Annotated in this window: 12 protein-coding genes and 4 pseudogenes; 6 read left to right on the plus strand and 10 right to left on the minus strand. The window is 61.1% G+C overall.

Annotated elements, in window-relative coordinates; translation table 11 throughout:
* Positions 1-21: 21 nt before the first annotated feature.
* From C4J94_RS10935 to C4J94_RS10960, 7 genes and pseudogenes are all read right to left on the minus strand, one after another.
* A complete protein-coding gene (locus tag C4J94_RS10935) occupies positions 22-2,430 on the minus strand; it encodes a glucose/quinate/shikimate family membrane-bound PQQ-dependent dehydrogenase (RefSeq protein WP_124386164.1) in 2,409 nt (802 codons plus the stop codon).
* Between the two features lie 224 nt (positions 2,431-2,654).
* Positions 2,655-2,931: pseudogene (locus tag C4J94_RS10940) on the minus strand (chemotaxis protein); the annotation flags it as partial.
* A gap of 168 nt (positions 2,932-3,099) precedes the next feature.
* On the minus strand, positions 3,100-4,248 hold the full coding sequence (locus tag C4J94_RS10945) for an integrase core domain-containing protein (protein ID WP_124384938.1): 1,149 nt from the start codon (positions 4,246-4,248) through the stop codon (positions 3,100-3,102).
* A 121-nt stretch (positions 4,249-4,369) separates the two neighbouring features.
* Positions 4,370-4,646 (minus strand): annotated as a pseudogene (locus C4J94_RS10950) (chemotaxis protein); the annotation flags it as partial.
* Between the two features lie 158 nt (positions 4,647-4,804).
* Positions 4,805-5,341 (minus strand): annotated as a pseudogene (locus C4J94_RS28130) (methyl-accepting chemotaxis protein); the annotation flags it as partial.
* Positions 5,342-5,668: 327 nt separating this feature from the next.
* Positions 5,669-6,748, minus strand: a pseudogene (locus C4J94_RS28135) (cache domain-containing protein); the annotation flags it as partial.
* 140 nt (positions 6,749-6,888) lie between these two features.
* Positions 6,889-7,779: a bestrophin family protein gene (locus C4J94_RS10960; RefSeq protein ID WP_124386166.1), complete on the minus strand. Its 891-nt coding sequence runs from the start codon at positions 7,777-7,779 to the stop codon at positions 6,889-6,891.
* Between the two features lie 266 nt (positions 7,780-8,045).
* Here C4J94_RS10960 and C4J94_RS10965 point away from each other — a divergent pair, with 266 nt between their 5' ends.
* Together C4J94_RS10965 and C4J94_RS10970 are read left to right on the plus strand one after the other, a co-directional pair.
* A complete protein-coding gene (locus tag C4J94_RS10965) occupies positions 8,046-8,897 on the plus strand; it encodes a hypothetical protein (RefSeq protein WP_177413448.1) in 852 nt (283 codons plus the stop codon).
* Between the two features lie 2 nt (positions 8,898-8,899).
* Positions 8,900-9,925 carry a diguanylate cyclase gene (locus C4J94_RS10970; protein ID WP_124386168.1) on the plus strand — a complete coding sequence of 342 codons (1,026 nt, stop codon included), beginning with the start codon at positions 8,900-8,902 and terminating at the stop codon, positions 9,923-9,925.
* A gap of 17 nt (positions 9,926-9,942) precedes the next feature.
* Here C4J94_RS10970 and C4J94_RS10975 read toward each other — a convergent pair whose 3' ends face one another.
* Positions 9,943-10,242: a helix-turn-helix transcriptional regulator gene (locus C4J94_RS10975; protein ID WP_124386169.1), complete on the minus strand. Its 300-nt coding sequence runs from the start codon at positions 10,240-10,242 to the stop codon at positions 9,943-9,945.
* A 90-nt stretch (positions 10,243-10,332) separates the two neighbouring features.
* Between C4J94_RS10975 and C4J94_RS10980 the strand changes: the two genes are divergently transcribed.
* Both C4J94_RS10980 and C4J94_RS10985 read left to right on the plus strand, forming a co-directional pair.
* On the plus strand, positions 10,333-11,424 hold the full coding sequence (locus C4J94_RS10980; protein WP_124386170.1) for an NADH:flavin oxidoreductase/NADH oxidase: 1,092 nt from the start codon (positions 10,333-10,335) through the stop codon (positions 11,422-11,424).
* Between the two features lie 233 nt (positions 11,425-11,657).
* Positions 11,658-13,784 (plus strand): TonB-dependent siderophore receptor, encoded by a 2,127-nt coding sequence (locus C4J94_RS10985; protein ID WP_124386171.1) that lies wholly within the window; start codon positions 11,658-11,660, stop codon positions 13,782-13,784.
* A 135-nt stretch (positions 13,785-13,919) separates the two neighbouring features.
* On the opposite strand, the gene C4J94_RS10990 is transcribed toward C4J94_RS10985, so the two are convergent.
* Both C4J94_RS10990 and C4J94_RS10995 read right to left on the minus strand, forming a co-directional pair.
* Entirely contained in the window at positions 13,920-14,642 is a 723-nt protein-coding gene (locus C4J94_RS10990) for a FadR/GntR family transcriptional regulator (RefSeq protein WP_110624036.1), read from the minus strand.
* 48 nt (positions 14,643-14,690) lie between these two features.
* The gene (locus tag C4J94_RS10995) at positions 14,691-16,427 is read right to left on the minus strand and encodes an IlvD/Edd family dehydratase (RefSeq protein WP_124386172.1); all 1,737 of its coding nucleotides are present in this window, start codon (positions 16,425-16,427) and stop codon (positions 14,691-14,693) included.
* 192 nt (positions 16,428-16,619) lie between these two features.
* Between C4J94_RS10995 and C4J94_RS11000 the strand changes: the two genes are divergently transcribed.
* Together C4J94_RS11000 and araD1 are read left to right on the plus strand one after the other, a co-directional pair.
* Positions 16,620-17,942 carry an MFS transporter gene (locus C4J94_RS11000; RefSeq protein ID WP_124386173.1) on the plus strand — a complete coding sequence of 441 codons (1,323 nt, stop codon included), beginning with the start codon at positions 16,620-16,622 and terminating at the stop codon, positions 17,940-17,942.
* Between the two features lie 15 nt (positions 17,943-17,957).
* The gene (gene araD1, locus C4J94_RS11005) at positions 17,958-18,947 is read left to right on the plus strand and encodes an AraD1 family protein (protein ID WP_124386174.1); all 990 of its coding nucleotides are present in this window, start codon (positions 17,958-17,960) and stop codon (positions 18,945-18,947) included.
* Position 18,948 lies beyond the last annotated feature (1 nt).

Here is an 18,948-nt window from a genome sequence, read left to right on the forward strand (position 1 = left end):
CACCGCGCGAACAGGGGGTGGTTACGGCAAGGCGTAGGCGATCACGTAGTCGCCACGGTCAGTGGACTGGCGCGCACCGCCGGCGGTGACGACGATGTACTGCTTGCCGGTTTTCGGTGACACGTAGGTCATCGGGCCGCCCTGGCTGCCCACGGGCAGGCGGGCTTTCCAGATTTCATCGCCGTTGCCGCTGTTGAAGGCGCGCAGGTAGAAGTCCTGGGTGCCGGCGATAAAGATCAGGCCACCCTGGGTCGACAGCGTACCGCCGAGCGTCGGCAGGCCCACCTTGATCGGCAGGTGCATGCGGATGCCCAGGGGGCCGGTGTCTTCAACGGTACCCACCGGGACTTGCCAGGCAACCTTTTGCGTCTTCATATCGATGGCGGTCAAGGTACCGAACGGCGGTGCCTGGCATGGAATGCCGGCCACCGACAGGAAGCGGTTCTTGTTCACCGCATACGGCGTGCCCTTGAGCGGCACGGCGCCCATGCCGGTGTTCAGCGCTTCGCCACCGGAGGCGGCCTGGGCCTTGTTCTGCGACGGCACCATCTGGATCCACAGGCCCAGGCGCATGTCGTTGACGAAGATAAAACCGTGCACCGGGTCGGTGGAAATACTGCCCCAGTTCATCCCGCCCAGTGAGCCCGGGAAGCTCAGGGATTTATCGGTGCCTGGCGCGGTGTACAGGCCGTCGTAGCGCATGCCCTTGAAGTCGATGCGGCACAGCAACTGGTCGTACGGCGTCGCGCCCCACATGTCCGATTCGGTCAGGGTCTGCGCGCCGATCTGCGGCATGCCCACCGATTTGGGCTGGGTCGGCGAGTAAGGTTCGTTGGGAATGTTCGCGGCTTTGACCGGCACTTCCTGCACGTCGGTCAACGGTTTGCCGGTGGCGCGGTCGAGCACATAGATCTGCCCGGCCTTGGTGCCGATCACCACGGCGGGCACGGCCTTGTCGCTGCCTGGCGGGGTGAAGTCGATCAAGCTGGGTTGCATCGGCAGGTCGAAGTCCCACAGGTCGTTGTGGACGGTCTGGTACACCCACTTCTCTGCGCCGGTGGAGGCGTCCAGCGCCAGAACCGAAGCACCGTATTTATGATTGAGCGCGGTGCGCTCTACACCGTAGATGTCGGTGGACGAGCTGCCCATCGGCAGGAAAACCGTGTTCATCAGCGGGTCGTAAGACATCGGCGCCCAGCTGTTGGGGGTGCTGCGCACGTAGGTGCTGCCGGTGGCCGGGGCCTGTTTGTCTTGCGGATTGCCCGGGTCGAAGGCCCAGCGCATCTGGCCGCTGATCACATCGAAACCACGGATCACGCCGCCGGGCATGTCGGTCTGGACGTTATCCGCAACGCGGCCGCCCACCACCACGGTGGTGCCGGCGATCAAAGGCGCCGAAGACAATTGGTAGTAGCTGTCCGGGACATTACCCAGCCCGGCTTTCAGGTCTACCTGGCCGTGGTTGCCGAAGTCTTCGCAGAATTTGCCGGTGTCGGCGTCCACGGCGATCAGGCGTGCATCGATGGTGTTGGTCAGCAGGCGACGCTGGCATTGCGCACCGGCGGCAACGCTGGCGGCGATGATCGGCGAACTGTTCGGCTGGGTCGGCTGGGCAATCGGCGCGCTGGCATCGAAATACGCCATGCCCCGGCAACGCTGCCATACCGCCGATTGGGCGTTGACCTCGTTCTTCCACAGTTCCTTGCCGGTGTCGGCGTCCAGTGCGATCAGGTTGTTGTGCGGGGTGCAGATGAACACTTTGTTGCCGATCTGCAGGGGCGTCAGTTGGTCCTCGGCGCCGTTGCCGTCGCTGATGGCCACGTCGCCGGTGCGGTAGGTCCAGGCCACTTTGAGCTTGTCGATGTTGTCACGATTGATCTGGTCCAGCGCGGCGAAGCGGCTGCCGCCTTCGGTGTTGCCGTAGTGTGCCCAGTCTTTCTGGGCATCGGCTGCGGCCACCGGGGTGATGCCAGGGCCGGCACCGGTCGGCGCTACGCTTGGGTGCGCGACGAACATATTGCCTGCCGCCACCACCACGCCCAGCCCCAGCACGGCAGCGACGCCATAGGCACCGCGCGCCGGTTTGCCGACCAGCAGCGGATAGACTAGCGCGACCACGATGCCGATCACCGCGAACATGAACAGTCGCGAGAACAGCGGCCAGTACACCAGCCCTACATCCGCGACAGCCCATACGGCCGTGCCGACCAGGAACGCAGCAAACAACCAGGCGCCCGCCGGCTTGCGCCGGGCAATCAGCAGCCCGGCAATGGCCATGACCACGCCACCCACCAGGAAGTACCAGGAACCTCCCAGGCTGACCAGTTTGGCGCCGCCGACGGCGAGCGCAAGGCCGAGCAGGGCGATGATCACGCCCAGGCCCAGGAGTAAGATTCTAGAGACGCCAGCGGCGCGCGATGCTCGTTTCATGTCGAAAGGACTCGAGTGAGAGAGGGCAAAACGCGATTTTAGCAAGATAAGTAACTGGTTAGTACATTCCGCGGAGCAATAGACTGTTACCTATGCTGCGATGATGGTATGAGGCCAAGGTGGGAGGGGGCTTGCCCCCGATTGCGGTGTTTCAGACACAGATGCAGTGGCTGACACTCCGATATCGGGGGCAAGCCCCCTCCCACATTTGATCTGCATTGGCTTTAGAACTTGAAGCGGCCCACCAGGCCTTTCAACTGCCCGGAGATGTCTGTCAAACGCCCCGATCCTGTCTGCGCCGAATGGGCGAACCCTTCAACCAGTTGCGCATCGGCATGAATCTGCGCGATATGCCGGTTGATCTCCTCGGCCACCTGGTGCTGTTCTTCGGCCGCGGTGGCGATCTGGGTGTTCTGGTCGCGGATCGAGTTCACCGAGCCGGCGGGCCTGTTGGATGCGCTGCACGCTGGTGTGGGACACCAGCAGGCTGCCCTGCATCTGCTCAACGCGGTGCGCCAGATGCACAAATTGCCGGAGGTAGGCAGATCAAAATGTGGGAGGGGGCTTGCCCCCGATTGCGGTGTTTCAGACACAGATGCAGTGGCTGACACTCCGATATCGGGGTGTAGAACCGTAGACATCGTTTACATCTGAAACCGGGGACATCGTTTACACATTTGAGGCCTGGACGCGGGTCATACCTCGCCCAAGCCTCCCCAGGGGATAATCACACAGGTACAAATCCCAAACATCATCTTCAACTTCTTTGAGTCCTATCCTTTCCCCAGATAGTGCCTCGCTGACAAATAACAACTTGCCGTTCCATTTGATCGATCCGTCCTGTCTGACGCTGCGAACCCTCATTTCTGCGGGATACTCCACATCGGGCAAACAGCCTGGGTAAAGTCGGGTAGACGGCACATATAGGTCTCCCGGACGTTTCATGCCGAGGGCTTCATGAGGGCGTACGTAATTGAACTCATGCCTGAAATGCTCCAGCAAAAGCTGCTGCTCGACTAAGTTTTTCCCTATGGGCAGCTCAAGTTTCAAACTACGGTGCATTCGCTCATGGCGACCATTCTGGGCGGGTCTTCCTGGCATGGTGCGCTCCGGATAGATGCCCAGACGAATCCACCAAACTGCCAATGTGGACATTCTTGCCAGACCCGGAGAGGCGAACGGAACCCCGTTGTCCGAACGGATAACTTCCGGCATGCCGTACTCCTGAAAAAGCCTTTCAAATGCTTGTTTTACTGGCTGGGTCTTGATCTGGGGATGGGCCCTGCACGCCAGAATCATCCGGGACGCGTGGTCTGTAACGGTCAAAGGGAAGCACATCTGCGCGTCAAGCATCTTGAATTGCCCTTTGTAATCAGCGCACCAAGTCTTGTTAGGTTCGTTGGCCTCTCGCATTTCTGCCTGGGAAATACTGTGCCGGCGCTTGAAACGTCGTTTGTTGACGAGCCCAAGTCGATCAAGCCACTGGCCCGCTGTACTTGGAGAAGGCCAGGCGACGGAAGGATCTTCAAGCCGTAATAGTTCGAGAAGCTTCTTAGGCCCCCATTTATCGTGGGCCTCCTTCATCGCCACCACACGAGCCAAGATCTCGTCGTCGGTTTTATTTGGGCTGTTGTGAGGTCGTCGGGACAGCTCGGATAAGGACTTTAAATCGCCGTTGTGCCGGGCAATCCATTTGTCGACCGTAGGCCGACTAACGTCAAAGCGACGTGCCAACTGGCTTTTGGTGTAGTTGCCGGAAAGCCAGTCGGCGACCAGTCTGATTCGTTGATTCATCGGAGACTCTTGGTTCCAGGGCATGATCAGTTACCTCCTGATCATGCGTATTAACCTGTAAACCATGTCCCCGGTTAGAAATGTAAACGATGTCCCCGGTTTGTACCGGGGCAAGCCCCCTCCCACATTTGTATCTGCGTTGGCTTTAGAACTTGAAGCGGCCCACCAGGCCTTTCAACTGCCCGGAGATGTCTGTCAAACGCCCCGATCCTGTCTGCGCCGAATGGGCGAACCCTTCAACCAGTTGCGCATCGGCATGAATCTGCGCGATATGCCGGTTGATCTCCTCGGCCACCTGGTGCTGTTCTTCGGCCGCGGTGGCGATCTGGGTGTTCTGGTCGCGGATCGAGGCCACCGAGCCGGCGGGCCTGTTGGATGCGCTGCACGCTGGTGTGGGACACCAGCAGGCTGCCCTGCATCTGCTCAACGCGGTGCGCCAGATGCACAAATTGCCGGAGGTAGGCAGATCAAAATGTGGGAGGGGGCTTGCCCCCGATTGCGGTGTTTCAGACACAGATGCAGTGGCTGACACTCCGATATCGGGGGCAAGCCCCCTCCCACATTTTGATCTGCATTGGCTTTAGAACTTGAAGCGGCCCACCAGGCCTTTCAACTGCCCAGAGATGTCTGTCAAACGCCCCGACCCGGTCTGCGCCGAATGGGCGAACCCTTCAACCAGTTGCGCATCGGCATGGATCTGCGCGATGTGCCGGTTGATCTCTTCGGCCACCTGGTGCTGCTCTTCGGCAGCGGTGGCGATCTGAGTGTTCTGGTCGCGAATCGAGTCCACCGAACCGCGGATCTTGTCGAAGCTGTCGCGGGCCTGTTGGATGCGTTCCACGCTGGTGTGCGACCCCTGCAGGCTGCTTTGCATTTGCTGGGTGACTTCCTTGGTGCGGCGGGCAAGGTTGCCCAGCAGGCTGTCGATCTCGCCGGTGGAATCGGCGGTGCGGCGGGCCAGGGCGCGGACTTCGTCGGCGACCACCGCGAAACCGCGGCCCTGGTCGCCGGCACGTGCAGCTTCAATCGCGGCGTTGAGTGCCAGCAGGTTGGTCTGTTCGGCAATCGAACGGATGGTGTCGAGAATGGTGTTGATGTTCTGGCTGTCTTGTTCGAGCAACTGCATGGTCTGCGTGGATTTCTGCAGGTCTTCGCTGAGCTTGAGCACGCTGCCGGTGGCTTCGCCGATGTGCTGCTGGCCATCGTGCACATCCCGATAGCCTTCATCGGCGCTCGACGCGGCGGCGCTGCATGAGCGCGCCACTTCGTTGGCGGTGGCCACCATTTCGTTGAAGGCGGTGCTCACCAGTTCCACGGCTTCGCGTTGGCGGCCGGCAGCCTGGTTCATGTTGTTGGCCACTTCGCTGGTGTCGGCGGCAGCGGTTTGCAGGTCCGAGGACGCGTTGCCGATGCGTTGCACCAGTTGGGCGATCATGCTCAGGAACTGGTTGAACCAGCCGGCCAGGCTGGCGGTTTCGTCCTTGCCCTGCACCTTGAGCTGGCGCGTGAGGTCGCCTTCACCTTCGGCGATTTCCTGCAGGCCATCGGCCACGCCGCGAATAGGGCGCACGATCACCCGGGCGAAACTGGCGCCGACGATGGCGAAGACCAGCGCCAATACGGCGGCGATGGCGGCAATCAGCCAGGTCAGGCGGGTGGCGCCGGCCATCACTTCGTCACGCTTGATCAGGCCGATAAAGCGCCAGCCCAGATCCTTGGAACTGACGACGTTGGCCATGTAGGCCACGCCGTCGATGTTCACTTCGGTCACCCCATCGCCGTGCTTGGCCAGTTCGGCGTAGTTGGGCCCCAGGTCGGCCAGCGGTTTGAAGTTGTGTTTGGCATCGCTGGGGTCTACCAGCACGTTGCCATCGGCCTCCACCAGCATCAGGTAGCCGCTGTCGCCCAGCTTGATGGTGCGCACCAGTTCGGTGAGTTGCTTGAGCGACACGTCCAGGCCGACCACGCCAAGGAGGTTGCCCGTGGCGTCGGCGACGGTATGCACGGTACCGATCAGTACCACATCGTCCGGCGCCCAATAGTAGGCACCGGTGCGCACGGTCTTGCCTGGCGCCGCGATGGCGGCCTTGTACCAAGGGCGCACGCGTGGGTCGTATTGGGTCAGTTTGGCGTCGTCCGGCCAACTGGCGTAGCCGCCATCGCGCAGGCCCAGGGACAGGTAGGCGGTGCTGGGGTGGCTTTTGGCGAACTGGTCGAAGATCGCCAGCAGTTCGGTATTGGTCGGGGTGAGCGGGATTTGCGCGGCGTCCGCGCCGGCGTAGCTCTTGAGGTCCTTGGCCGCGACAACGCGCGGGTCCTTGGCCACGTATTCGACGTTCTGGCTGATGCCGTCGAAAAACTGCTTCATGCCGTTGTCGATCTGGCGGATCTCGCGACCGCTGCTGTCGAGGAAGTTGGCGAGGGCTCCTTCGCGCACATTCAGCACCACGATAATGGCGACCAGCACGACCGGTAGGCACGCGATGGCCGCAAACGCCCATGTCAGCTTCTGCTTGATATTCATGACTTCACCCGCGGGTATTTATAGTTTTGGCAAGGGGAGAAACGGTCGTGCTGTGCGTCGCAGGCGTTGTTATGCAGATAAGGCCATGCTTACCCTCGGTTTATCGACCGAGGGCGCCAGCACTTGAGGGGAGGGGGAATTCAGCCGATCTGGTCGCCAGCCAGGGCGTCACGGCGCATCGACTGCAGGTTTTTCTCGATGGTTTCGCAGATCGCTTCCATTTGGATCTGATGTTCACTGGAACGAAACGGGCTTTGCAGGTCGGTGCCGATACGTTCGATGGCCAGCAGCATGAAGCCCACCACCGTGGACGCCAGCGGGGTGAACCAGCCCAGGGATTCCACCAGGCCCACGGGCACGATCAGGCAGAACAGCGAAATGAACAGGCGGGGGAAATACACATACGGATAGGGCAGCGGCGTGTTGGCGATCCGCTCCATGCCGCCCTGGGCATTGGACAGGTCTACCAGTGTCGACTCCAGCCGCGCCAGGCGGATGCTGTCCAGATGCCCGGCCTTGTATTCCCGCGCCAGCAAGGCGGCCGAGCCGGTCAGGATGTCGTTGGCGAAGTTGTTGGTGGCGCCATTGCGGGCAAATTCCTCGGCGGGGATGAACGCGCGCACTTCCTCAGGGCAAGGCTCGCCCTTGAGGTGCGCGGCCAGGCAATTCACATAGGCCACATGGCGGCGCAACAGCGTGGATTTGATCGGGTTCACTTCGCTGCCGGGGTCATCCAGCAAGGTCAGCACCTGGCGCGCGAAGCTGCGCGAGTTGTTGACCATCGCGCCCCATAAGGTGCGCGCTTCCCACCAGCGGTTGTAGGCGCTGCTGTTACGGAAACTGATCAGCACCACCAGCGCCGAACCGAGCAAGGTCAGGGGCATCAGCGGCAGGTTGATCTTGGAGTTGAGGAACAGCATGAAATCCACCGTGACGGCGATATCCCACAGCAACAGCCAGAACAGGGCCCAGCCCACATAGCCCATGGTCTTGATGATCAGGCGGTATTTCTTGAGAAGGGCAGCTTTCAAACGGGAACCTCGCGGCGTGCGGTTGGCAACAGTGCCAGGTTACGACGCCAGTGAGAGGTGAAGGTTCGCCTGAGCAAATCCGCTTCGGCAAATCTGGAACAACTTTGGTACTGATGACGTCTGGCGCGGCAATCGCTGTACATTGCGTTCGAGGCAAAAAGCCATTAACCGCAGGGTTTACTACCACGTGATTTGTTTTAGGGCCGGGCTGCAGGGATTTCGTAGCTGAGATCAGTGGAATCAAGTTGGATGATCAGGGCTCTTTCATGCATGTCAGTTCGTTGAAGTCGGCTATGTGTAATACCGCGCAAGCGCTCGAACGTCATAAGGATTTTGAATCGTGCCTGAGAGCGCATTACCACGTGCTGCTCGTGCCTTATTCCAGACGACCGTTTTTCTACAAGAGTGCACTTAAATACAGCCGCTTGATGGTGTCGTTTGCCTTACTGAGTGAGTACTTCGCCACACCGTTGCCGTTGTTGTCCGAAGTTAAAACCCTGTGCGTGACGCGCAGGTATTGTTCGAAAAACAGTCTGGAATCGATCTTTCTATTGTTTCGCGCATTGGGTTTCATGGAAGTTACGCCGCACCCCGAAGACAGCCGTTTCCGGGTATATGCGCCCTCGGACGAAGCCTGCCGTGAAGCGCGCCTGATGTTGACTTCCCTCACGGAGTCGTTGGCGCGGCTGTATCCCGAAAGAGCGATTTTCCAACAGCTTCGCGAGTTGGATGACCGCGGCTTCCTGGCTCTCTACTTCAGGGGGTTCGCCATCATTCTCGACGCCGATCTGACGGTAGATGTATTGCTGCCTGAGTGTTACTGGCTGGTGAAACGAGACGCCGGCCACCTGTTGATGCTGGCTATTTATAACGATGCCTTTGCGCCGGAAAACGATCGGGCAACGTTCAGGTCGTCTTCCTATCTGGCATTGGCCAAGCAACTTTCGGTGTCCAAGACCCACGTTATCCGAATGGTTCAGGAGGGCGTGGAAAAAGGCTATTTCAAAGCTCACTCCAAAACCCGGCTGGAAGTGCTGCCACCCTTTGTCAGCCTGGTAAAGCGGTTCATGGCCTTTTCATTTGCGGTTGGTCTGCATGCTATTGAAATGGGAGCGTAAGGATGCCTGCCTACTTGAAGTTAAGGCCCAGGATGCGCAGGTTGCTGTCGCCTGCGGTGACGCAAGCTGAATGGATAGGCATCATTGCCTGGATAGGTATCGGTTTGATCCAGGCCATGCTGTTCGACCTGTCCATGTTGAGCATCACCCTTGGCCTATTGCTTGTTTGCCGTTTTCATTCGCAGACGACCCACTTTCTGCTTTGGCGGTTGCTGGGGGTGGTCTATATCGTGCTGTTGTCGGCCGGCTTTGCCTATGTCATTCACTTGAACCCGCAATTGCGTATCTATGGCTTGCCCCTGGCCGTCACACTGGTGGTCGGCAGCGCGATCCTGTTTATCAGTGTTCAGGATTATCTGGTCGGCGCCCTGTCGATCTGGCTCATCCTGTGGTCGCCCATGCAGGCCGAACTCTATGCAGGCACCCAAAGCTATCTGTTGATCTTTTGCGCCTCGTCGGTATCGATCGGTTTTGTCCTGAGTTACTCATACTTGAAGAACCTGCGTTCGGTACTGCTGGTGGAAAGTGAGTTTCGCGCCCTGGCCGAGACCGATTACCTGACCTCTATCCTCAATCGGCGCGCGTTCATGCAAAGCTTCGAAAAGTTGCTCGACAGCGGCCAGGGCGGCTACTTCATCATGCTCGATATCGACAGTTTCAAGGCCATGAATGACCGCTATGGCCACGACGTGGGAGACAAGATCCTGCGCGCCATGGCGCTGTGCCTGAAAAACGCCCAAGGCAGCCACAGCTTTGGACGGATCGGTGGGGAAGAGTTCGGTGTGTTATTGCAGGGCGATGACCCTGCGCTTGCCGGCGAGTTTGTGCTGGACCTGTTGCAGGCGATCCGTGGCAGCGTCGCGGCTCCGCACAACTACACGTGCAGTGCCGGCATGGCGCGTTTTTCGTCGGGTGATGAGCTGTCAGCGGTGCTCAAGATCGCCGACAAAAACCTGTACGGCGCCAAGCGCAATGGCAAGGACTGTGTGCATCTGGATGGGGCGGCGCTACGGCCCGTCACGGCCTGAAGCGCAGATACCGGCGTTTACCGCTGGGCAAGCACACTGGCTAGTAACCCAGGGAAGCGGCCCTCGAGTTCTTCACGGCGCAACGAGTTCATATGGGTGGTGCCGACATTGCGCGTGTTCACCAGGCCGGCATCGCGTAATACGCGAAAGTGGTGGGACATGCTGGATTTGGGTCGCCCGCCGTCCAGTTCGCCACAGCTGGCTTCGGATACGCCGGCCAGGCAGCGCACGATGTCCAGGCGCACGGGGTCGCTGAGGGCGTAGAGCACGCGCTCAAGTGTCAGTTCTTGCGGGGTAGGGTGTTTGAAGGCTCGCATGGAGCGGATCATAACAGGGGGGTATCGCTCAATACCATAGTTCGATTACCATCGAACTATCGAATCACTCACCCTTCCCCGGAGTATCAGATGTCCGCTTTGTTCGAACCGTTCAAACTCAAAGACGTTACCTTGCGCAATCGCATTGCCATCCCGCCGATGTGCCAATACATGGCCGACGACGGCATGGTCAATGATTGGCACCACGTGCACCTGGCCGGCATGGCCCGTGGCGGTGCGGGCCTGCTGGTGGTCGAGGCCACTGCGGTCGCGCCGGAGGGGCGTATCACCCCGGGCTGCGCCGGTATCTGGAGCGATGCCCATGCCGAGGCGTTCGTGCCGATGGTCAAGGCGATCAAGGCCGCCGGTTCCGTACCCGGTATCCAGATTGCCCACGCCGGTCGCAAAGCCAGCGCCAACCGTCCGTGGGAAGGCGACGACCATATCCCTGCTTCCGATGCCCGTAGCTGGGAAACCATCGCCCCGTCGGCCATTGCGTTCGGTGCGAACCTGCCCAACGTACCGCGTGCCATGACCCTGGAGGATATCGCCCGCGTCCAGCAGGACTTCGTCGACGCCGCCCGTCGTGCGCGGGATGCCGGTTTTGAATGGATCGAACTGCACTTCGCCCATGGCTACCTGGGCCAGAGCTTTTTCTCCGAACACTCCAACCAGCGTACCGACGCCTACGGTGGCAGCTTCGACAACCGCAGCCGCTTCCTCCTGGAAACCCTCGCCGCCGTGCGTGAAGTCTGGCCGGAAAACCTGCCGCTCACCGCACGCTTCGGTGTGATCGAATACGACGGCCGCGATGAGCAGACCCTCACCGAGTCCATCGAACTGGCCCGCCGCTTCAAGGCCGGTGGCCTGGACCTGCTGAGCGTCAGCGTCGGTTTCACCATTCCCGACACCAACATTCCGTGGGGCCCGGCGTTCATGGGGCCGATTGCCGAACGTGTGCGCCGTGAGGCGGGCATCCCGGTCACCTCGGCGTGGGGTTTTGGTACGCCGCAACTGGCCGAAGGCGCGCTGCAGGCCGGGCACCTGGACCTGGTGTCCGTAGGCCGTGCGCACTTGGCCGACCCGCATTGGGCGTACTTTGCGGCCAAGGAGCTGGGCGTGGATAAGTCGTCCTGGACCTTGCCGGCGCCTTACGCGCACTGGTTGGAACGCTATCGCTGAGATAGGGGACGGCTCGGCGGCTTAGCGAGCCGGTAAACATGTGGGAGGGGGCAAGCCCCCTCCCACATTTGGTTTATGTACATCAGGAATACTGCGCCGCTGGGTACAAAGGCGATACGCGAAAAATAGCAAATGAGAATGTATGTCGAATACGAATGCGTTGATATATGATGCGCGGCGATTTCCTGGCAGGTATGCCGCCCCATCTGGCTCATTCACTAGGTTCAACATCCATGCGTCGTACCCTGATTTCCATCTGTGTGCTCCAGGCGTTTTCCCCCCTGGCGTGGGCAGAGGACGCCTCTACAGAAAAAACCAGCATCGAGCTGCAAGCGACCAACGTGACCGCCACTGAGCAGTTCGAGTCGGCCCAGGGGCCGGTGCAGGGCTACCACGCCACACGATCAGCCAGTGCGACGCGCACCGACACCTCGATTCACGAAACACCCCAGTCCATCAGCGTGGTGTCCAAAGACGTGGTCGAAGACATCGGTGCAACGCGCCTGCAGGATGCCCTCGACTATGCCGGCGGCGTCGGCCGCGCCAACAACTTCGGTGGCCAGGGCCTGACCACCTTCACCGTGCGTGGCTTTACCACCGGTGAGTTCTACCGCAACGGTTTCCCGGTCAACCGCGGTTACCCGAACATGCCGGATGCCAATACCATCGAGCGCCTCGAAGTTTTGCGCGGCCCGGCGACCATGCTCTACGGGCGTGGCGACCCCGGCGGCACGTTCAACGTGGTGTCCAAGCAGCCGCTGGCCGAACGCAGCGTAACCCTGGGCAGCCAGGTCAATGACCAGGGCATGAAGCGCGGCACCCTCGATGCCTCCGGCCCGCTGGATGAAGAAGGCCGCCTGGCCTATCGGCTGAACGTGGTGGGCGAGGGCGGCGATACCTTTCGCGATCACGTCGAGACCGAGCGCTACGGGGTGACACCGGTCATCACTTGGCAGGCCAGCGATGACACCAAGGTGATCTTCGAAGGTGACTTCATGCGCAACAATGCCCCATTGGACCGTGGACTGACGCGTTACCCGAATCAGCGAGGCACGCCGTCACGCGAGACGTTCTGGGGTGAGAAGGACGCGGGCAAGCTGCACAACGACAACAACATGGCGCAGCTGCGCTTCGAGCATGCGCTCAATGACAACTGGACGCTGGGCGGTGGTTTCCAATGGCTGGATGGAACGTTGCAGGGGAACGCCATCGAGGCGAACGGCCTGGGCGCCGATGGTCGCACCCTGCAGCGCAACTTCAACTACCGCAAGCTGGAATGGACCGACAAGGACTACCAGCTCAACCTGACCGGGCATTTCTCCACCGCTGGCTTCGAGCACACCTTGCTGACCGGCATCGAGTACGAAGACTACGACTACCAGTCAATCATCCAGCGCTCCAGCGCCGCCGCGGGCACTTACCCGATCAACATCTTCAACCCGGTCTACGGCCAGGCGCGTCCGCCACTGACGCGCACGCCGACCCATGACAAGGAAAACCTCAAGACCTACGCGGCCTTCGTGCAGGACCAGGTGGCCCTGACCGAGCGCTTGAAAGTCCTGGCCGGCGCACGTTTCGAACGGTTCGAACATGACTACGAAAGTTACGTGGCGGGCGTAAACCCGTTCCAGACCGCAGAAAACGCCGTCACCCCGCGTGTGGGTGTGATCTACGACCTCACCGATACCGTCGCGGTATATGCCGACGCTGCGCGTTCGTTCAAGCCGAACACCGGCGCGGCGCGCGAAGGCGGTGGCTTCGCGCCGGAAAAGGGCAAGTCCTATGAGATGGGGATCAAGTGGGAAGCCCTGGAACGCCAACTGAGCGTCGACGCTTCGATCTATCAGATCGACAAGAAAAACGTACTGACCACCGACCCGGTGATCAACACGTTCAACGTCGCGGCGGGTGAGGTGCGCAGCCGAGGGTTTGACCTCAACGTCGCGGGCAACCTCACGCCTGAGTGGCGCATGATCGGCGGCTATGCCTATGTGGATGCCGAAGTCACCAAGGACAACAGCATCCGCGCCGGCACACGCTTGTTGAACATCCCGCGCAACAGCTTCAGCCTGCTCAACGTCTACGAATTCCAGGACGGCGCGCTCAAGGGCCTGGGCCTGGGCGCTGGCGGCAAATACGTCGACCAGCGCGCCGGCCAGACCGCCAACACTGCATTTTCGATGGATGCCTACACCGTGGTCGACCTGCTGGGTTATTACAAGGTCAACGAACAGGTGCGCCTGAACCTGGACGTGAAAAACCTGTTCAATCGCGAGTATGAGGAAGGGGCGTTCGGCAATATCTACGCCTATCCAGGCGCACCACGTACGGTGCAGGTCGGGATCTCCTACACCCTGTAACGCTACACACCGTTCCAAATGTGGGAGGGGGCTTGCCCCCGATAGCAGGGTGTCAGCCATGTATAAACTGGCTGATCCACCGCTATCGGGAGCAAGCCCCCTCCCACATGGGATCGTGTTTACATGTCGAGCTGGCTACAACGGCGTCAACACATTCATCACCGTATCCAGTGCCACTCGCGTGTCATCCAGCTGCACCAGCGAGGCGTGCCGCGCGCCCAGGGCGTCGCGGTTCTGGATGGCGGTGAGGATCGCCTTGTGCCGCGGCAGGCTCAGGCCCTGGATATCCGGGCGGCGGTTGGTGATGTTGATCGACTCGCGCAACGGCAGCGACAGCATATTGCACATATAGGCGAGCAGGTCGTTGCGGGTGGCGTCGGCAATGGCGCGGTGAAAGTCCAGGTCGGCCTGCAACAGGTCGTCGTGGGTCTTGGCGGTTTCCATGCCCTGGTAGGCTTTTTCGATGGTGGCGATGTCTTCATCGGTGGCGGTGGTCGCGGCCATGGCGGCGATTTCCGGTTCGAGAATACGCCGCACCCCGGCCAGGGTGTTGAAGAACTCACTGTGGGGCGTGGACTGCATCAACCAGGACAGCACGTCCGGGTCGAGCAGGTGCCATTTGAGGCGCGGCCGCACCACGGCGCCCACCCGGGGCTTGGAATACACCAGGCCCTTGGCGCTGAGCACCCGCGTCGCCTCGCGCAACACCGAACGACTGACCTTGTATTCCTCGCACAGCGTGGCTTCCATGGGCAGTCTTTCTTCCGGCTTGAAGCGCCCGGAAACGATGTGCATGCCCAAGTCCTGAACGATCTGGGCATGCATGCTCTTGCGCGGCTTGGGCGGCTGGTGATCCATAACGACGGGCAGGCTCTGGCTTAAATTCGCCGCATCATAGCATCCCAATTAGTGGGAATGCCGTGGGACTTCGGCGCCACGGCAGCCCACCAGGAAATCGAAGTCGCAGCCCTGGTCGGCCTGCAGTACATGGTCGATGTACAGCTGGCGATAGCCGCCGACGATGAGTTTTTCGGTGGGCGCCAGGTCCGCCATGCGCGCCGCCAGCTCGGCGTCGGGGATGTCCAGGTGCAAGCGACCATTGGCGCAGTCCAGCTCGATCCAGTCACCTTCCTGCACGGCGGCCAACGGCCCGCCTGCAGCGGCTTCCGGTGCCACGTGCAGTACCACCGTGCCGTACGCGGTGCCGCTCATGCGCGCGTCGGAAATGCGCACCATGTCGGTCACGCCCTGGGCCAGCAACTTGGCCGGCAGCCCCATGTTGCCCACTTCGGCCATGCCTGGGTAACCCTTGGGCCCGCAGTTTTTCATGACCAGGATCGAGTTGGCGTCCACGTCCAGCTCCGGATCGTTGATGCGTGCCTTGTACATGTCGAAGTTTTCGAACACCACCGCGCGGCCACGGTGCTGCATCAGCTCGGCGCTGGCGGCAGACGGCTTGAGCACCGCCCCCAGTGGTGCCAGGTTGCCGCGCAGCACGCAGATGCCGCCGTCGGCGCGGATCGGGTTGTCGAGGGTGCGGATCACTTCGTCCTGGCCGTAGATCGGTGAGTCCTTGGTGTTCTCGCCCAACGTTTTGCCGTTGACGGTCAAGGCGTTCGGATGCGGGATCAGGTCGGCTTCGCCCAGGCGGCGCAACACGGCAGGCAGGCCACCGGCGTAGTAGAACTCTTCCATCAGGAAGCGCCCCGAGGGTTGCAGGTCGACGATGGTCGGCATGCCACGCCCGATGCGGGTCCAGTCATCCAGGTCCAGCCCCACGCCGATGCGGCCGGCGATGGCCTTCAAGTGAATCACTGCGTTGGTCGAGCCGCCAATCGCCGCGTTCACCCGGATCGCGTTCTCGAAGGCTTCTTTGGTGAGAATCTTCGACAGCTTCAAGTCTTCGCGCACCATCTCCACTGCACGCATGCCCGACATGTGTGCCAGCACATAACGCCGTGCGTCCACTGCCGGAATCGCCGCGTTGTGGGGCAGGGAAGTGCCCAGGGCCTCAGCCATGCAGGCCATGGTCGACGCGGTGCCCATGGTGTTGCAGGTACCCGCCGAGCGCGACATGCCGCCTTCGGCCGCAAGGAAATCATCCAGGGTAATAGTGCCGGCCTTGACCTGTTCGCTGAGCTGCCACACCACCGTGCCCGAGCCGATGTCCTGGCCCTTGTGCTTGCCGTTGAGCATCGGCCCGCCGGTAACGACGATAGCCGGCACGTCACAACTGGCGGCGCCCATCAGCAGGGCCGGGGTGGTTTTGTCGCATCCGGTGAGCAGCACCACGCCATCGATCGGGTTGCCGCGAATGGCTTCTTCCACGTCCATGCTCGCCAGGTTGCGGGTCAGCATGGCGGTGGGGCGCAGGTTGGATTCACCGTTGGAGAACACCGGGAATTCCACCGGGAAGCCACCGGCTTCGATCACGCCGCGTTTGACGTGCTCGGCGATCTGGCGGAAATGCGCGTTGCACGGGGTCAGCTCCGACCAGGTGTTGCAGATGCCGATGATCGGCTTGCCATGGAACTGATGGTCGGCAATGCCCTGGTTCTTCATCCAGCTGCGGTACATGAAGCCGTTCTTGTCGGCGGTACCGAACCACTGGGCGGAGCGTAGGCCGGGCTTTTTATCAGACATGATCGATTCTCTTATTGTATGACTATATGTTCTGAGCGTGGTTAAACATAAGCGCAAAATCGCTGCTTTGGAAGAGTTGTTTTGCAAATAGTCCTACTATATAGTTCTTCTTAACTGAGGTATGACCCTGGCGGATTTCCGCGAGAGGCGTCCCCCGAGCTTCTATAAAAACAACAATCGGAGATCGACCCCATGAGCCAGGAACTGCGGCTTATTCGGCGCATCACGCTGAAACTGATTCCCTTCCTGATCCTGCTGTACCTGATCGCCTACGTGGACCGTTCCGCCGTGGGCTTCGCCAAGCTGCACATGGGCGCTGACGTCGGGATCGGCGATGCGGCCTATGGCCTGGGCGCCGGGTTGTTCTTCATTGGTTACTTCCTGTTCGAGATTCCCAGCAACCTGATGCTCGACCGCTTCGGCGCGCGGCGCTGGTTCGCCCGCATCATGATCACCTGGGGCACCATCACCATCGGCATGGCCTTTGTACAAGGGCCGCACAGCTTCTATGTGATGCGCTTTCTGCTCGGCGCGGCCGAGGCGGGGTTCTTTCCGGGCGTGCTTTACTACATTACCCAGTGGTTCCCGGTGCGCCATCGCGGCAAGATCCTCGGGCTGTTCATCCTTTCCCAACCCATCGCGATGATGATCACCGGCCCGGTGTCCGGCGGCCTGCTGGGCCTGGACGGCACCCTTGGCCTGCACGGCTGGCAGTGGCTGTTCATCGTAATCGGCACCCCGGCGATCCTGCTGACCTGGCCGGTGCTGCGCTACCTGCCGGACGGCCCCAAACAGGTCAACTGGATGAGCGAGGACGAGAAAGCCTGGCTCACCGGTGAGTTGAACAAAGACCTGCAAGCCTACGGCCAGACCCGCCACGGCAACCCGCTGCATGCCCTCAAGGACAAGCGCGTGCTGCTGCTTGCGCTGTTCTACCTGCCGGTGACCTTGAGCATCTACGGCTTGGGCCTGTGGCTGCCGACTCTGATCAAGCAGTTCGGCGGCAGTGACCTGACCACCGGTTTCATCTCTGCCGTGCCCTATATCTTCGGCATCATTGGCCTGCTGATCATCCCGCGCAGTTCCGACCGTCTGAATGACCGCTATGGCCACCTCGCCGTGCTCTATGTGCTGGGTGCCATCGGCCTGTTCTTTAGCGCCTGGCTGAGCGTGCCGGTGCTGCAGATGGCCGCGCTGTGCCTGGCGGCCTTCGCGATGTTTTCCTGCACGGCGGTGTTCTGGACCTTGCCGGGCCGCTTCTTCGCCGGTGCCAGTGCGGCAGCCGGTATCGCCTTGATCAACTCGGTGGGCAACCTCGGCGGGTACATCGGCCCGTTCGTGATTGGTGCGCTCAAGGAGTACACCGGCAACCTGGCCTCGGGCTTGTACTTCTTGGCCGGCGTGATGCTGTTCGGGTTGGTGCTGACCTTCGTGGTCTACCGCCTGCTCGAGCGCAAGCATGTGCTACCCGCCGACCAATTCGCCGCCAGCGCCCGTGGCGCTACACGTACTTAATTCAGGAGAAATGGCATGCGTTTAGTTCAGTTCGAGTTGCCCAATGGCGAGCGCCGCGTCGGCGTGGTGGAAGGCACACAACTGCGCGAGGTTCAGGCCGCGCGCAGCGTGCGCGAGTTGGCCCTGGCCGCCATCGAAGCCGGGGTTGGCCTGGAGCAGCAGGTGCACAGCCTTGGCCTGGGCGACAGCCATGACTACGCCACACTGCTGGCCGACCTCAAAGTGCTGCCGCCGTTGGATCACCCAGACCCTGCGCACATGCTGATCAGCGGCACCGGCCTGACTCACCTGGGCAGCGCCTCGGCGCGCGACAAAATGCACCAGGCGGGCGACGACACCGCATTGACCGACACCATGCGCATCTTCAAATGGGGCGTGGAGGGCGGTAAACCGGCGGTCGGACAGGCAGGCGTGCAGCCGGAGTGGTTCTACAAAGGCGACGGCAGCACCGTCGTGCGCCCCGGCGCCGCCTTCCCGGTACCGCCGTTTGCCGAAGACGCGGGCGAAGAGCCGGAAATCGGCGGCCTCTACGTGATCGGCCCCGATAGCAAGCCCTATCGTGTGGGCTTTGCGGTAGGTAACGAGTTCTCCGACCATGTGATGGAACGCAAGAACTACCTGTACCTGGCCCATTCCAAACTGCGCAGTTGCAGCTACGGGCCGGAAGTGCGCGTGGGCGAGTTGCCTCAGCACCTGGCAGGCACCAGCCGCATTCTGCGTAACGGCGAGGAAATCTGGCGGAACGAATTCCTCAGCGGCGAGGCCAATATGTGCCACAGCCTGGAAAACCTCGAATACCACCACTTCAAATACCGCCAGTTCCTCAAGCCCGGCGATGTGCACATCCACTTCTTCGGCACCGCCACGCTGTCATTTGCCGACGGTATACGTACCCAGGCCGGCGATGTGTTCGAGATCACCCAGGCTGAGTTCGGCGCGCCGCTGGTCAACCGTGTCGGCAGCAGTGATGCGGCATTCGAACCCGGCAACGTCATCACCCTTTAAA

The organism is Pseudomonas sp. R5-89-07, from assembly GCF_003851685.1.
Taxonomy (GTDB): Bacteria; Pseudomonadota; Gammaproteobacteria; order Pseudomonadales; family Pseudomonadaceae; genus Aquipseudomonas.